We start from the raw sequence: 14087 nt of genomic DNA, 5'->3' as shown, positions 1-14087 counted from the left end.
TATTGAGCAGCAATAGGCGTCCTGATGATAGAAGCAGACCGGTTAGTTTCCGCCATAAACCGAGAACCTGAAGAGTACCATGATCGGGCTATGCGGCCGCAGTATCTGCAGGATTATGTTGGGCAGCCTGCTGTTCGGGAGCAGATGGAGATCTTTATCTCCGCTGCCCGAAACCGTGAAGATGCTCTGGATCACACTCTGGTCTTTGGCCCACCGGGTTTAGGCAAGACGACGCTGGCTAATATTATTGCCAGTGAGATGGGGGTGGCGATCAAGAGTACTTCCGGGCCGGTTTTAGAAAAGGCGGGTGATATTGCCGCATTACTGACCAACCTGGAAGAGGGTGATGTTCTCTTTATTGATGAGATCCACCGGCTCAGCCCTGCCGTAGAAGAAGTACTTTATCCGGCAATGGAAGACTATCAGCTGGATATTATGATTGGTGAGGGCCCCGCAGCCCGGTCCATTAAAATTGACCTGCCAGCGTTTACTCTGGTGGGGGCAACGACAAGAGCAGGGTTGTTAACTTCGCCTCTGCGGGATCGTTTTGGTATCGTTCAGCGGCTTGAGTTTTATAGTGTTGAGGATCTCAGCTCCATCGTCACACGCTCTGCGGAGTTGATGCAGATCGATATTGAGCCCCATGGTGCTTTGGAGGTTGCCAAAAGGTCGAGAGGTACGCCCCGTATCGCTAACCGTTTATTACGACGGGTTCGTGATTTTGCTCAGGTGAAGGCTGACGGTGTGATCAGCGGTGATATAGCGGATCAGGCCTTGAATATGCTGAATGTTGATACTCATGGTTTCGATCATATGGATCGCCGTTTGCTGTTGACTATGATTGAGAAGTTCGGAGGTGGGCCGGTAGGGGTGGATAATCTGTCAGCTGCCATTGGTGAGGAGCGAGACACAATTGAGGATGTTCTTGAGCCTTTTCTGATACAGCAGGGCTTTATGATGCGTACACCAAGAGGTCGCATGGTAACGCCGCAGGCATATCTTCACTTTGGCATCTCACGTCCTGAGAATTAATGTCGTAATGATTAGGTGTTAGGGTTACTTTAATGTCAGAAACACACCAAAGGAATGATTTTCCGTTCAATTGGCCAATCCGTATTTATTATGAAGATACTGATACGGGAGGTGTTGTCTATTATGCCAACTACCTGAAGTTTTATGAACGGGCACGAACAGAAGCTCTACGTTCTATCGGGTTCCAGCAGGAAACATTGAAAAATGATGAGAACCTGCTGTTTGTCGTTGCTGGTGTTCAGGTAGATTATAAGCGTCCGGCTGTGCTTGATGATGAGCTGACGGTACTGGTCAGAATTGACAAAATAGCCCGTAGCTATTTGGTTTTTGAACAAAAAATTGTTAAAAAGATGGATGAAAATGAAATTGTACTGAATACTGCAACCGTAAAAGTTGCTTGTGTTCAGGGGGATAGCTACCGGCCAAAAGCTTTACCTGAAGCCGTTCTGAGTCGTTTAGGATCTTTGACTGACTATAGATCTCAAGAATAAAGCAGGACGCTGTGAATGCTGATTGGAAATGACAGCTTTTCAGACAGGAACTTTTTCTGTCACACTTGTCTGAACAGATTGAAAAAAAAGCATTTTTTCATTTATAACAATATCTTGGCCATTTAGTATCCGATTCTTGATTTTATATTAAAAGGGGCGCATGTGGACGATAAGCTTTCTCTGCTGGGGTTAATCATTAATGCCAGTGTGGTTGTTCAGTTAGTAATGGCCAGTCTGGTTTTGGCTTCTGTTCTTTCCTGGATGTTTATCCTGCAGCGTGCGGCCGTCATAGGAAATGCTAAGAAAAGCATGGAGGAGTTCGAGGATCGTTTTTGGTCTGGTATGGATCTTTCCCAGCTGTATCTTGAAATCTCGCAGGAGTCAAATGGCTCTGGGGCTGAGAATATCTTTCGGGCTGGTTTTAAAGAGTTTTCCCGGCTAAGCCAGAAAGGGCCTGTTGACTCAGATGCGTTACTTGAAGGTGTCCAGCGCGCGATGCGTGTTGCTCTGGCCCGTGAAGAGGAGCGCCTTAATGAGAACTTACCCTTTCTTGCAACGGTAGGTTCAACCAGTCCTTATATCGGTCTGTTCGGAACTGTATGGGGGATTATGAACTCCTTCCGTGACCTGGCCCATGTTCAGCAGGCCACGCTTGCTGTTGTAGCGCCATCGATCTCTGAAGCTCTGATCGCAACGGCCATGGGGCTGTTCGCAGCGATTCCGGCTGTAATTGCATACAACCGTTATTCGACAAAAACTGAGCTGTTGATGGTGCGTTACGAAACTTTTGCTGATGAGTTCTCCAGTATTCTTCATCGTAATGTTCACAATCAGAATGCAGGCTGATTATGTCAGGATACCGCTACCGAAAACCTAAAAAGCTGGTTGCTGAAATCAACGTCGTCCCCTATATCGATGTGATGTTAGTGTTACTGGTGATATTTATGGTGACCGCTCCCGTTCTGACTCAGGGCGTAAAGGTGGAGCTGCCGGAAGCTGTTTCGGCACCCTTGGATGTCAGTGAAGATGATCTGCCCTTGATTGTTGCTGTAAAGAAGTCAGGTGAGTATGTCCTGGAACTTGGGCCGGATAAGGAACAGGCGATTAAGCCTGCAGATCTTTCACTTAAAGTCGGCAAAATCACGCGGCAAAACCCTGGTGTTCAGGTGTTGGTTCGTGGTGATAAAAATGTGGAATACGGGGCTGTTGTGCAGTTGATGAGCGTATTACAGCAGGCCGGTGCACGAAATATTGGTTTATTATCACAGCCGCCAGAGAAATGAGACCTGATACTAAAATACAAGGCGGTGGCCTGCTGTTTCCTTTTTTGATCGCTGTAGGCTGTCATCTTCTGGGGGGCTGGTTGTTGTGGTTTGGCTGGCATCAGGCCAGCATAATATCAGAGCAGCGAATGCCGAAGATTCAGCCGAATGCTGTTATTTCTGCAGTAGCTGTTCAGCAGGACCCTATTGAAGCTCTTCGCCAGAAGCAGAGAGCAGAAGCGGCGGCTAAAGCTCAGGCAAATCGTGAGCGTCAGAAACAGAAAGAGGCTCAGCGTAAGGCTGAAGCCCGGAAGCAGGCGTTAATTCGTCAACGCGAGAAAGAAGCTCAGCAAAAAGAGCGTGAACGTCAGAAGGCTGCAGCGAAGCGTGAAGCTGAACGTATCGCCACTGAAAAAGCGAAGCGGGAGGCTGAAATCAAGCGGCAGAAACTTCAGGCGGAGCAGGCCCGCAAAGCAGAAGAGGCTCGCAAAGCAGAAGAAATACGAAAGCAGAAGGCGCTTCGGGAGCGGGAGGCGCTACTTCGTGCGGCTCAGGCGCGTAAAGAGGCGTTGGCTGCGGCAGAAGCTGAGCGTAAGCGTCAGGAGTCAATTGAGGTAGAGAAGCAATCATTGCAGTCGGCCCTTGATCAGGAAGAAGCATTTCTTTCCCAGCTTGAGGATCAGGAGCAGCTGGCGTCTATGCAGATGCTGATTAAAAACTATGTTGAGCAGAGCTGGTCACGGCCGCCAACAGCGCGAAAGGGGATGCAGGCAACTCTTAAGATTGAGTTGCTGCCGACCGGTGAGGTGAAATCGGTTAATGTTATTGAATCAAGTCGTGACAGTGCTTTTGACCGGTCTGCTGAGCAAGCTGTCTACCGTGCTGGTCCGTTCAGAGAGTTACAAGACCTTAAACCGCATCAAAGAGATACATTCAGGTCGTTCAATCTGGTGTTTAAACCTGAGGATATTCAGTAATGCTTTTGAATAAATGGCTGAAAGCTGTTGCTTTTACTTTGCTATGTGTCACCCAGCAGGCAGTTGCTGACCTGACGATTGAGATTACACAGGGGAATGATAGAGCAACCCCCGTGGCCGTTGTGCCCTTCGCGTGGCTTGGGCAAAGCGCGCTGGCCGAAGATGTAGCCCAGATTGTTTCTGATGATCTCGAGCGCAGCGGTCTTATCAAGCCTTTGTCCCGATCAGATATGCTTAGTCTCCCCAGTCAGAAAAGTGACATCTACTTCCGTGACTGGTCTTTATTGAAGCAAGACTATTTATTGATTGGTCAGGTTAAACCTTCTGTATCCCCCGGAATGCTGACCATTCAGTTTGAGCTTTACGATGTTGTTCGCCAGACTCGGGTATTGGGTGAAGTGATTTCTGGTAAGCCCAGTGAGCTTCGCTCCCGTGCGCACTACATCAGTGATAAGGTTTTTGAACACCTTACGGGTATTGCCGGAGCGTTTTCTACACGACTGGCTTATGTCACTGTTCGCAAAGACGCAAGTGGACAGAACAAATATGAGCTTAAAGTTTCAGATGCTGATGGTCGGCGGGAAAAGTCTATTCTGACAACTTACAAACCTATTTTGTCGCCAGCCTGGTCACCGGATGCAGAGCATCTGGCTTATGTATCTTATGAAACCGGGCGTCCGGCTGTATTTATTCAAAATGTTTATTCTGGGAAGCGTCGCCAGCTAACGGCGTTTAAAGGATTGAATGGTGCTCCCACCTGGTCTCCTGATGGTAATAAGTTGGCAGTTGTTTTATCAAAAGATGGCAACCCTGAGCTTTATCAGATTGACCTGACTAACTATAAAATGAAACGTATTACAAACCACTACGCGATTGATACAGAGCCGGAATGGTCTCCTGATGGGAGTAAGCTTCTGTTTACGTCTTCCCGCAGTGGTGGGCCGCAAATTTACCAGCTTGATTTGGTATCGGGTGAGACTGAACGACTGACATTTGAAGGGAATTATAATGCCAGGGCGCGTTATGCACCGGATGGTACTGAAATCTACTTTGTGCACCAAAAGGAAGGTATATTTCATATTGCTGCACAAGAGTTGGCAAATAACCGTTTGAGAATATTAACTCAGACGCCATTAGATGAGTCTCCCAGTGTTTCTCCTAATGGAAGTATGTTAATTTATGCGACACAGGAAGGATCAAGGGGGTATCTGGGGGCTGTATCTGTGAATGGACAGATTCGTTATCGTCTTCCGTCCCAGCGAGCAGATGTTCGTGAGCCCACGTGGTCGCCTTTTTTAACGAATTAACTTTTCGATTTTTAACTATAAAATAAGTCCGATCTCTTCAGGAGCCTGATATGGAATTTAAAAAATACAGCAAGACTTTGTTTTTTGGTGCAACTCTGGCCGTGCTGGCTGGTTGTGGTGGTAACGCTGCAACTCAGGAGCAAGGTTCTGACTCTGCGTCCGATGGCCAGGTGCAACCGGTTGTTACCAGCGATGGCTCAAATACAGATTCTTCTGTAAATGGCGAGCAAATGGGTCAGGATGCTCAGAGCATGAAGGACCAGGCTGCGGATGCCATGGCAGCAATGCCTGAGGTTGAGACGGTTTACTTTGGTTTTGATACGTCAGCAATTCGTGATGATTCACGTGAAGTTCTGGATCTGCACGTAGCTTATCTGAATGCAAACCCTATGCAGAACGTTGTTCTGGAAGGCCATGCTGATGAGCGCGGCACTCGTGAGTATAATAATGCACTGGGCGAACGTCGTGGCAACGCTGTAAAAAGCTACTTCATGGTTCAGGGTGTTAGTGCTGACCGTATTGAAGTCATCAGCTACGGTGAAGAAAAGCCAGCGGTTATTGGTCATAACAACGCTGCCTGGTCTAAAAACCGTCGTGTAGAAATTAAATACTAAGCTAAGGCGGATTCTGGATGCATATTCCTTTCCGTAATGCTTTAAGGATGCTGCCAATCTTGGCAGCATCACACTCTCTTCAGGCAGCGACTTTGACTGATGCTTCAACACCTGTCCTCGGGGCTGAAGTTTCATCGGCAACATCGGGTCAGCATGCTGCTAATGCCCAGCTTTTACTTCAGATTCAGCAGTTGCAGCAAGAGATGCAGATGCTGAGAAATGTTGTTGAACGGCAGCAGAAAGCAATTGTTCAGCTGCAGAAAGATGGGCGTGACCGCTATCTTGATGCAGACCGTCGTTTGACTGACCTTTCGCAGCAGTTGTCTGATGTAAAAAACCAGAAAACACCTGCCAGTTCTTCTGATCAGAGTAGCGGGTTACCTGTTGTGAGTGGTACCGCAAAAGAAGCCTATCAGGCCGCTTATGCACTGGTTAAGCAGCAAAAATTTGATCAGGCTATTACAGCTTATCAGGGGTTTATCAAGAATTATCCCGATTCAAGTTTACAGCCTAACGCCTATTATTGGCTGGGTGAGCTTTATATGGTCAAAGATCTGACCCAGGAAGCTGAGCGGGTTTTCAGAACAGTTGTTGAAACTTACCCAAAAAGCCTCAAAGTGCCGGATGCCAGTTATAAGCTGGGGCTTGTTTTTGCCCGTTACGGGCAGATGGATAAAGCTAAGGCTCAAATGAATGAAGTAAAGAGTAAGTTTCCTAAGACGACGGCATCTAAGCTGGCTGACCAATTTCTGGATACTCAAAAGTAATGCTTTGATTTAGCGATAGTTTGAATACAGTCTGTACAGATAGGCGGCGCTTTGGGATACAATGCGCCGCTTATTTTTAGACGTGCTGTTTTATTAGGCTTGTCTAAGTCGGTGCATTCTTTGGGGGGATCGTCGTTACTTCCTTTGCTCAATCCTTTTCAGGCCGATATAAAGGGTATGAGTCAACTCTGCCTTGTGGAGCAGGGTAGTATTTAACGTGAGGTTGAGAATTTCTATGTTGTGTGAGTTTGGCTATAAAGCGCCTGAAAACCTGTTGAAAGATCGTATTATTTTAGTTACGGGTGCTAGTGATGGTATTGGTCGTGCAGCTGCTAAAAGTTATGCTGCCCACGGCGCTACGGTTATTCTTGTGGGGCGGACGATCAAAAAACTTGAAGAAGTCTATGATGAAATTGAAGAAGCGGGTGGTGCCCAACCTGCCATTTTTCCGCTGAACTTTGAGACTGCGACCTATAAAGATTATGGTGAAATGGCGGAGTTGCTGCAAAAAGAGTTTGGTCGGATTGATGGGGTTCTGCACAACGCGAGTATTCTCGGTTCGCTAACTCCAGTTGAGGCTTATAACCCCCAGATGTGGGAGCAGGTGATGCAGGTTAATTTTAACTCTGCGCTTCTGATGACTCAGTCTCTGCTTTCCCTGATGTATGAATCAGAAGATGCCAGCCTGATTTTCACGTCGTCAAGTGTTGGTCGTAAAGGGCGTGCATTTTGGGGTGCCTATGGCGTTTCCAAGTTCGCGACAGAGGGCCTGATGGAAACTCTGGCTGATGAGCTTGAGAATATATCCGGTATACGTGTTAACAGTCTTAATCCTGGTGCTACCCGTACAGGTATGCGCCAATTAGCATATCCAGGTGAGAATCCCGCAACGCTGCGGACACCCGAGGAGATTATGGGGACATATCTCTATCTTATGGGGCCGGATAGCAAAGGGGTTAATGGTCAGAAGTACGATGCTCAACCTCCAAAGGTCGATGCGGAAGCCTGATCTGTTAATATCTCTGAAAAAACGGCCTTTGGGCCGTTTTTTTGTTTGTGGCTCTTTCCATGATGCTCAAAGCTCAAATAGCCGGGTAATATCTGAACTTCTTTGGATAATATAGTCAGCCTGCCATTCGGAAACACGCTCCGGTTCCTCCAGGTAGCCATAAGCGGCTGCTATGGTTTTCATTCCGGCTGCCTTACCTGCCTCTATATCCCGAATATGGTCACCTACGTAAACGCACTGAGTAGGGCTGACACCTATTTTCTGACAAGCGTATAGCATGGGGCGAGGGTCTGGTTTAGCGATATTCAGGTCATCAGGGCATACAACAACATCAATAATAGCGTTGATCTGCATGGCATCCAGAAGAAGATCGGTATAAAGGCGAGGCTTGTTTGTGACAATTCCCCAGGGAACAGCTTTTGCCCGGAGTAAGGCCGTAAATTCCTCAAGTCCTTCAAACCAAGCTGTATGAGTGGCTATATTAGCTTCATAGAGCTTAAGAAGCCGCTCACGTAGCTGTTGTTTTTCAGCATCCGGGATTGAACCAAAGCCATAATCGAGCATGGCATTGGCACCGTTGGAGACATGAAGCCTTATAGCCTCTAAAGGAAGCGTTTGTTTTTTCTCTTCGCTAAGTAACAAGTTCAGACAATAGGCAAGGTCGTTCGCTGTATCGAGCAAGGTGCCGTCAAGGTCGAACAGTACCGCAGAGGGTGATCTTATCATAATAAAAACAGGCCGCTGATGCGGCCTGAATGTCCTTAAATCGCGTCTGAGGGTTTAAAGCACTGGAGCAGATAATTGACCGAAACATCATTTGAATCCAGCTTGTAGTGCTTGGTCAAGGGGTTGTAGACCATGCCGGTCAGGTCGCCATTTTTAAGGCCTGCAGCCCGGGTCCAGTTGCCGAGTTCAGACGGGCGAATAAACTTACTGAAGTCGTGGGTACCCTTGGGTAGCATACGGAGCAGATATTCAGCCCCAACAATGGCAAACAGATAGGCTTTAGGATTACGGTTGATCGTTGAGAAGAAAACCTGTCCACCTGGCTTAACCAGACGTGCACATGCGGCAATCACTTTTGCCGGTTCAGGCACATGTTCCAGCATCTCCAGGCAGGTTACTACGTCATACTGCTCCGGTTCCTGTTCTGCCAGCTCTTCAGCGGTGATGCGACGATAATTGATTTTCAGGCCGCTCTCCAGCTGGTGTAGCTTGGCAACTGAGAGCGGTGCCTCACCCATATCGATCCCTGAAACATCTGCGCCGCGCTGGGCCATGCTTTCGCTGAGAATGCCGCCGCCGCAGCCAACATCCAGTACCTTTTTACCGGCGAGATCTGCGCGTTCATCAATGAAATTCAGGCGTAATGGATTAATGTCATGCAGAGGTTTAAACTCACTTTCACGATCCCACCAACGTGAGGCCAAAGCCTCAAACTTTGCGACTTCACTGTAGTCAACGTTTTGAGTAGTATTTGACTCAGTCATGGCTGTCTCCTGCACGAATTTTTTCTCCCCACTGACGGGCTTTTTGTTTCAGCTTTTCAATATCTATCTGGGTGAGTATACCATCCCGTACCAACATTTTGCCGTTAACCCATACGTGTTTTACCTTATCTGCCATGCGGGTATAGACAAGCTGTGAGGTGGGGTTATAAACGGGCTGCGTTTCTGGCTGGCTCATATCAATCGCAATGATATCTGCGGCTTTGCCGATCTCCAGACTGCCGGTGATCTTCTCCAGACCCAGGGCTTCAGCGCCTTTCAGGCTCGCCATTTTAAGAGCTTCATAAGCCGGAACGGATGAGGCATCACCGGAAACTGCTTTGGCAAGCTGGGCTGCAGTTTGCATTTCGCCGAACATATCCAAATCATTGTTACTGGCTGCTCCGTCAGTACCTAGCGCGACAGTGACCCCGGATTTGATAAGTTTATCAACGGGGCAGAAGCCGCTGGCAAGCTTCAGGTTTGATTCCGGACAGTGAATGACTTTGACATTGTGTCGGACAAGCAGGGAAAGGTCTTCCTCATTTAGTTGAGTGGTATGCACGGCCTGGAAATTAGGGCCCAGAAGCCCCAGCTGAGATAGGCGGGAGATGGGGCGTTGGCCGTTTTTTTCGGCTTCAGCTACTTCAAATGCGGTCTCATGGACATGCATTTGAACCGGTATTTGCAGCTCTTCCTGTATTGACGCAATCTTCCTTAATGGCTCATCAGAAACTGTATAGGGTGCGTGGGGACCAAAGGCGATGGATATCAGCGCATTATGCCGCTGAGCTGCATGGACTTCGATCGCTTTGTGGATGCCTTCGTCAGCATCTTTTGCCCAGGGCGTTGGGAAATCAAGAATCGGACAACAAATTTGAGCCCGCATGCCCAAGTCACTGGCAGTCTCTGCAGCAATATCGGGATAAAAATACATATCGCTAAAGCAGGTGGTGCCGGATTTAAGCATTTCGGCAATCGCCAGTTGGGTACCGTCGCGCACGAATTCAGGACTGACAAACGCAGCTTCAGCCGGCCAGATGTGCTCCTGTAACCAGGTCATGAGTGCCAGGTCATCTGCTAGACCGCGAAAGAGACTCATGGCGGCATGACCATGGGCATTAATTAAGCCCGGCATCAGGAGCTGGTCGTCAAGCGTCTGCTCATGTTTTGCCGAATATCTCTCTCTGGCTTGATCCGTGGGTAGGATATCCAGAATTTTACCCTGATCGATGGCGATACTGTGGTACTCCAGGACGGACTGGGCTTCGTCAACCGGTACGATCCAGCGAGCATGTAACAGAGAATCAACTTGGCTCGTCATAAGAGAAAATCCTGATAGATAACAAAAACTTCCGCACAGTATATGCACTTTTTAATGCGCTGACACTGTCGATTTTTGTGCTCATCGTTATAATAGCCGCCTTGCTTTTATTGCGTTGCCAAACTTTTGCGAAAAGCTTTCGCCATGGGCGGCACTGACACCGGAGTTTTGAATGAGTAGTACCGAAGAGAAGGGTGTAGAGGCGATTATTTGGCGGGATGACCACTTACTGTTATTGGATCAGAGGGCTCTCCCTGAGGAGGAAGTGTATCTTTCCTATCATGATTCAGGTGCTGTGGCTTCAGCAATTACTGATATGGTTGTCCGTGGCGCCCCTGCTATTGGTGTAGCTGCAGCTTATGGTGTCGTGTTAGCGGCCAGAGAGTCTTTTAAGGTAACCCCGGGGACCTGGAAGACTACCCTGGCAAACCAGATTCAGGTTTTGGCAGACGCCAGACCAACGGCAGTGAACCTGTTTTGGGCTCTGGACAAAATGAAAGGTGTTATTGATAAGCTTGACCCGGAGACACCGCCTCAGGACGCATTGCTGAAAATTGCTATTGAGATTCATGAGTCAGATGTGGCCGCTAACCGCACAATGGGGGAGTTTGGTGCTGACCTGATTGCAGAGACTCAGGATGCAGGACGTTCTGTGATGACGCACTGTAATACCGGGGCGCTTGCAACGGGTGGTTTTGGAACGGCATTAGGTGTTATCCGTACTGCTTTTGAGAAAGGTTTGATCGATCATGTGCATGCGGATGAAACCCGACCTTGGTTTCAGGGTGCCCGTTTAACAGCATGGGAGCTAATGCGGGAAGGAATTCCTGTATCCCTTAATGTTGAAGGTGCTGCCGCTCATATTATGAAAACTCAGGATGTATCCTGGGTCGTCGTTGGTGCGGATCGTATTACAGCTAACGGTGATGTTGCTAATAAGATAGGAACATACAACCTTGCAGTATTAGCGTTGCATCATGGTGTTCGCTTTATGGTTGTAGCACCGACAAGCACTATCGATATGAGTCTGGAGCATGGTGATGATATCCCTATCGAAGAGCGTGGGCGGGAAGAGATTGTAAATGTGAAGGGGCATCAGATTGCACCTGAAAAGGTAGAAGTGTTTAATCCTGTCTTTGATGTAACGCCTGCTGATCTTATTGATGTAATTGTAACGGAGAGGGGGGTCGTTGAGAGACCTACCGTTGAAAAAATGAAGTTACTTATGAGTAATGATCGCCTGCACTAATGTTGGTGCTGCCCTTGGTGAAGGTAAAAAAAACCTGCTCAGATGAACAGGTTTTTTTGATGGCCTGAAAATTTTAATCAGGCAGCGCTGGATGGCTTCAGGCGCTCCAGCACGGCATTGGCCAACTCATTGGCATCAAATTTAGCAATAAAATCATCAGCACCAACTTTTTCCACCATGGCTTTATTGAAAACACCGCTGAGGGAGGTGTGCAGAAGTGTATAGAGATCCTTCATGTCAGGATTCTCTTTAACCCGGCGGGTCAGTGTATAGCCATCCATTTCGGGCATCTCGATATCGGAAATCATCATCAGATATTCATCATTAGGATGCTTGCCTGAAACGGTGATTTCTTCGAGGTGCTGATATGCCTCCAGGCCATTTTTCAGGAGTGTGCAGGTAAAGCCTACAGCTTCCAGGCAGCGCTTTATCTGATTGCGGGCAACGACAGAGTCATCAACAACCAAAACATTTTTGTTTGGTGCTGAGCCTTCTTCATTCTGCTTCTCATAAGCTGAATCCAGTGCTTCCGTTAAGGGGTTATTCACTGTTTCATTGAAAGGCATGATCTCAGCGATAATCTTCTCAACATCAATGATCTCGATAATCTCATCACCATATTTGGAGATGGCTGTCAGGTAATGCTCTTTGCCAACACTTCTTGGTGGCGGATGAATCTCGCTCCACTCAATATTGATGATGTGCTCAACCTTGTGCACCAGGAAACCCTGCATCTTACGATTGTATTCGGCAACAATAACGCTATTCCCGCGAACTTTTTCGGACGCACCATGGCCTATCGCCAGTTTGAGATCCAGAATAGGCAGTGGGCCATCCATTGTATTGGCAACGCCGAGTGCTATGGGATGGCGATGAGGCATCTCATTTAATGCGGGGCAGGTGATGATTTTTTTCACCTTGAACACATTGATGCCGTAAAGTTGTTTATCTTCCAGGCGGAACAGCAGAAGTTCCAGACGGTTCTCTCCGGCCAGCTGGGTCCGCTGATTTACCGTATTCAGAAGTTTGCTCATGGTCCAAAAACTCCTATGACTCTGCTGTAGAGGTGAGTCCCTCCTGCAGAGTGGTTGCTCATCGGCTTGCTTCCAGGTAGGCCGAATGTGCGAGATCCTTATCGAACTGGCTATCCTCGATTTTTTGCCAGTCCACATGTTCATAATAGATGGCACACTGCAGGGCTGCACCTGTTCTTCCTTCAAACTTCAGCACGGCATCTTTAATGGCAGCGCTGAGAGGAAGTTCCGGCAGAATAGTATCCATCGGAATATCCAGCAGAACATCCAGTAGGGAAATAAGTCCTGCATTGAAAAAGATCGATTCATTGGGCCAGCCATGTGACTTAGCCAGAAGTTCACACATTCTGGCCCGGGTCAGGGCCAGATAAAAGAGATCCGGTGAACGGGTTGTTGATTCTGACAGCGCGATAACCAGACTGATACTACGTAGAGAGTTGAGCCCCAGGTAGATAAGAGCCTCTTTAATATTACTGATTTTACGATTAAAGTTATAATACGCAGAATTAATGAATCTTAACAGTTTATAATAAAGCTGTAAGTCCTGAACAATGAGATTTTCAAGGTCTTCCAGTGAAACATTGACATCACCCAGGAGATTCAGGATTTCCAGTGCGATAAGTTTGTTACTTGGGAACTGCTTGATATCCGTGGTTTCCGGTTTCGGCAGATAGCGCCCCTGGATGCTGTTGATTCCCTGCTCCCTTAATTGGGTATAAAGCTTCTCGCTATCTACTTCAGAGGCTATACAGCGCCAGCTTCCGTCAACCTGGAGATTCAGGTTGCGTCTCAGGTAGTGTTCGCTGGGCGCCCGGATAAAGCTGATACTACTGAGTAATTCATCCGAAAGATCCGGCAGATCGCCATGATTAATGGATAACCCAAAGTGCGCACCTCTTTTTTTCAGGCCCTTGATCAGGAACGGGTCAACGCGTATTGCCTGACGAGACTCAAGCATCAGCCAGAACTGATTCATGGGAAAGCGAAGCTCACTGTATATAAGTCTTACTGCTTCGGCATCCGCAAGTAGTAGTGCAGGCCGATGATTCAGTAGGTCGTGAATTCTAGGGTCTGTGAGCGTGGCTGAGATGATTTCTGGTAAGGCAGGTTGATATTGTCCTGTGCCCCCAACCATAAGCTCATATGCGATAACATTGAATTCTGAGTCGCATACAGGAATACGTGCGAAGGGAGTTTCTGATCTTATTTTCACGCTAAAATCTGCCATTAAGTCCACTTTGGTATCATCTTACTAGGATTGCGATCTATTACTACGGTAGCTGTGTAAACAATATGATCTGAGTACAAAAAAAATCAAGAAATACTGTTGACTGAGGAGATATAGCGTCTATAATACGCGCCATCTCTTCGAGAGATCCCTGATAGCTCAGTTGGTAGAGCAGTAGACTGTTAATCTATTGGTCGCAGGTTCGAGTCCTGCTCGGGGAGCTAAATTTGAAAAACCCGCTTTTACGAAAGCGGGTTTTTTTATGCCTGCACTTTTTTCTCTGCATTTTCCCTGTACCTGACTTTA

15 protein-coding genes and 1 tRNA gene are annotated in these 14087 nt (G+C 47.6%); 11 read left to right on the top strand and 5 right to left on the bottom strand.

The window, feature by feature from the left end:
* The first annotated feature begins 24 nt into the window (after positions 1-24).
* The 9 genes from ruvB to BTA35_RS05895 all read left to right on the top strand — a co-directional run bounded on the left by ruvB (position 25) and on the right by BTA35_RS05895 (position 7459).
* Entirely contained in the window at positions 25-1032 is a 1008-nt protein-coding gene (ruvB, locus tag BTA35_RS05935) for a Holliday junction branch migration DNA helicase RuvB (protein ID WP_078318910.1), read from the top strand.
* Positions 1033-1064: 32 nt separating this feature from the next.
* On the top strand, positions 1065-1523 hold the full coding sequence (ybgC, locus tag BTA35_RS05930; RefSeq protein WP_078318909.1) for a tol-pal system-associated acyl-CoA thioesterase: 459 nt from the start codon (positions 1065-1067) through the stop codon (positions 1521-1523).
* Between the two features lie 162 nt (positions 1524-1685).
* A complete protein-coding gene (gene tolQ / locus BTA35_RS05925) occupies positions 1686-2369 on the top strand; it encodes a protein TolQ (protein WP_078318908.1) in 684 nt (227 codons plus the stop codon).
* 2 nt (positions 2370-2371) lie between these two features.
* Positions 2372-2806: a protein TolR gene (gene tolR / locus BTA35_RS05920; RefSeq protein WP_078318907.1), complete on the top strand. Its 435-nt coding sequence runs from the start codon at positions 2372-2374 to the stop codon at positions 2804-2806.
* Positions 2803-3762: a cell envelope integrity protein TolA gene (gene tolA / locus BTA35_RS05915; RefSeq protein WP_078318906.1), complete on the top strand. Its 960-nt coding sequence runs from the start codon at positions 2803-2805 to the stop codon at positions 3760-3762. The genes tolR and tolA overlap by 4 nt, the downstream gene beginning before the upstream one ends.
* Positions 3762-5069, top strand: coding sequence for a Tol-Pal system beta propeller repeat protein TolB (gene tolB, locus BTA35_RS05910; protein ID WP_078318905.1), 1308 nt, complete (start codon positions 3762-3764; stop codon positions 5067-5069). The genes tolA and tolB overlap by 1 nt, the downstream gene beginning before the upstream one ends.
* A 50-nt stretch (positions 5070-5119) precedes the next feature.
* Positions 5120-5683 (top strand): peptidoglycan-associated lipoprotein Pal, encoded by a 564-nt coding sequence (pal, locus tag BTA35_RS05905; protein WP_078318904.1) that lies wholly within the window; start codon positions 5120-5122, stop codon positions 5681-5683.
* A 59-nt stretch (positions 5684-5742) separates the two neighbouring features.
* Entirely contained in the window at positions 5743-6450 is a 708-nt protein-coding gene (gene ybgF, locus BTA35_RS05900; protein ID WP_160055042.1) for a tol-pal system protein YbgF, read from the top strand.
* Between the two features lie 235 nt (positions 6451-6685).
* On the top strand, positions 6686-7459 hold the full coding sequence (locus BTA35_RS05895) for a YciK family oxidoreductase (protein ID WP_078318902.1): 774 nt from the start codon (positions 6686-6688) through the stop codon (positions 7457-7459).
* A gap of 66 nt (positions 7460-7525) precedes the next feature.
* Here BTA35_RS05895 and BTA35_RS05890 read toward each other — a convergent pair whose 3' ends face one another.
* Genes BTA35_RS05890 through BTA35_RS05880 form a run of 3 tightly spaced genes read right to left on the bottom strand, consistent with a single transcriptional unit; the run spans position 7526 to position 10270 of the window.
* On the bottom strand, positions 7526-8185 hold the full coding sequence (locus BTA35_RS05890; RefSeq protein ID WP_078318901.1) for an HAD family hydrolase: 660 nt from the start codon (positions 8183-8185) through the stop codon (positions 7526-7528).
* A 35-nt stretch (positions 8186-8220) separates the two neighbouring features.
* Complete coding sequence (ubiG, locus tag BTA35_RS05885) at positions 8221-8949, bottom strand: bifunctional 2-polyprenyl-6-hydroxyphenol methylase/3-demethylubiquinol 3-O-methyltransferase UbiG (protein WP_078318900.1); 729 nt, start codon at positions 8947-8949, stop codon at positions 8221-8223.
* On the bottom strand, positions 8942-10270 hold the full coding sequence (locus tag BTA35_RS05880) for a TRZ/ATZ family hydrolase (protein WP_078318899.1): 1329 nt from the start codon (positions 10268-10270) through the stop codon (positions 8942-8944). The genes ubiG and BTA35_RS05880 overlap by 8 nt, the downstream gene beginning before the upstream one ends.
* A 172-nt stretch (positions 10271-10442) precedes the next feature.
* On the opposite strand from BTA35_RS05880, the gene mtnA reads away from it, so the two are divergent.
* On the top strand, positions 10443-11519 hold the full coding sequence (gene mtnA, locus BTA35_RS05875; protein WP_078318898.1) for an S-methyl-5-thioribose-1-phosphate isomerase: 1077 nt from the start codon (positions 10443-10445) through the stop codon (positions 11517-11519).
* A 77-nt stretch (positions 11520-11596) separates the two neighbouring features.
* On the opposite strand, the gene BTA35_RS05870 is transcribed toward mtnA, so the two are convergent.
* Positions 11597-12553 (bottom strand): chemotaxis protein CheV, encoded by a 957-nt coding sequence (locus BTA35_RS05870; protein WP_078318897.1) that lies wholly within the window; start codon positions 12551-12553, stop codon positions 11597-11599.
* Positions 12554-12611: 58 nt separating this feature from the next.
* Positions 12612-13529, bottom strand: coding sequence for an EAL and HDOD domain-containing protein (locus BTA35_RS05865; protein ID WP_160055039.1), 918 nt, complete (start codon positions 13527-13529; stop codon positions 12612-12614).
* 400 nt (positions 13530-13929) lie between these two features.
* Between BTA35_RS05865 and BTA35_RS05860 the strand changes: the two genes are divergently transcribed.
* Positions 13930-14002 (top strand) — tRNA-Asn (locus tag BTA35_RS05860).
* Positions 14003-14087 lie beyond the last annotated feature (85 nt).

The organism is Oceanospirillum linum, assembly GCF_001995095.2.
Classification (GTDB): Bacteria; Pseudomonadota; Gammaproteobacteria; order Pseudomonadales; family Halomonadaceae; genus Oceanospirillum; species Oceanospirillum linum.
This window is presented reverse-complemented; position numbering and strand designations above follow the sequence as displayed.

Bases quoted from the DNA above. Each gene is read 5' to 3' on its own strand.
- ruvB (WP_078318910.1), top strand. From the start codon at position 25: ATGATAGAAGCAGACCGGTTAGTTTCCGCCATAAACCGAGAACCTGAA.
- ybgC (WP_078318909.1), top strand. From the start codon at position 1,065: ATGTCAGAAACACACCAAAGGAATGATTTTCCGTTCAATTGGCCAATC.
- tolR (WP_078318907.1), top strand. From the start codon at position 2,372: ATGTCAGGATACCGCTACCGAAAACCTAAAAAGCTGGTTGCTGAAATC.
- tolA (WP_078318906.1), top strand. From the start codon at position 2,803: ATGAGACCTGATACTAAAATACAAGGCGGTGGCCTGCTGTTTCCTTTT.
- tolB (WP_078318905.1), top strand. From the start codon at position 3,762: ATGCTTTTGAATAAATGGCTGAAAGCTGTTGCTTTTACTTTGCTATGT.
- pal (WP_078318904.1), top strand. From the start codon at position 5,120: ATGGAATTTAAAAAATACAGCAAGACTTTGTTTTTTGGTGCAACTCTG.
- BTA35_RS05895 (WP_078318902.1), top strand. From the start codon at position 6,686: ATGTTGTGTGAGTTTGGCTATAAAGCGCCTGAAAACCTGTTGAAAGAT.
- BTA35_RS05890 (WP_078318901.1), bottom strand. From the start codon at position 8,185: ATGATAAGATCACCCTCTGCGGTACTGTTCGACCTTGACGGCACCTTG.
- ubiG (WP_078318900.1), bottom strand. From the start codon at position 8,949: ATGACTGAGTCAAATACTACTCAAAACGTTGACTACAGTGAAGTCGCA.
- BTA35_RS05880 (WP_078318899.1), bottom strand. From the start codon at position 10,270: ATGACGAGCCAAGTTGATTCTCTGTTACATGCTCGCTGGATCGTACCG.
- mtnA (WP_078318898.1), top strand. From the start codon at position 10,443: ATGAGTAGTACCGAAGAGAAGGGTGTAGAGGCGATTATTTGGCGGGAT.
- BTA35_RS05870 (WP_078318897.1), bottom strand. From the start codon at position 12,553: ATGAGCAAACTTCTGAATACGGTAAATCAGCGGACCCAGCTGGCCGGA.
- BTA35_RS05865 (WP_160055039.1), bottom strand. From the start codon at position 13,529: ATGAATCAGTTCTGGCTGATGCTTGAGTCTCGTCAGGCAATACGCGTT.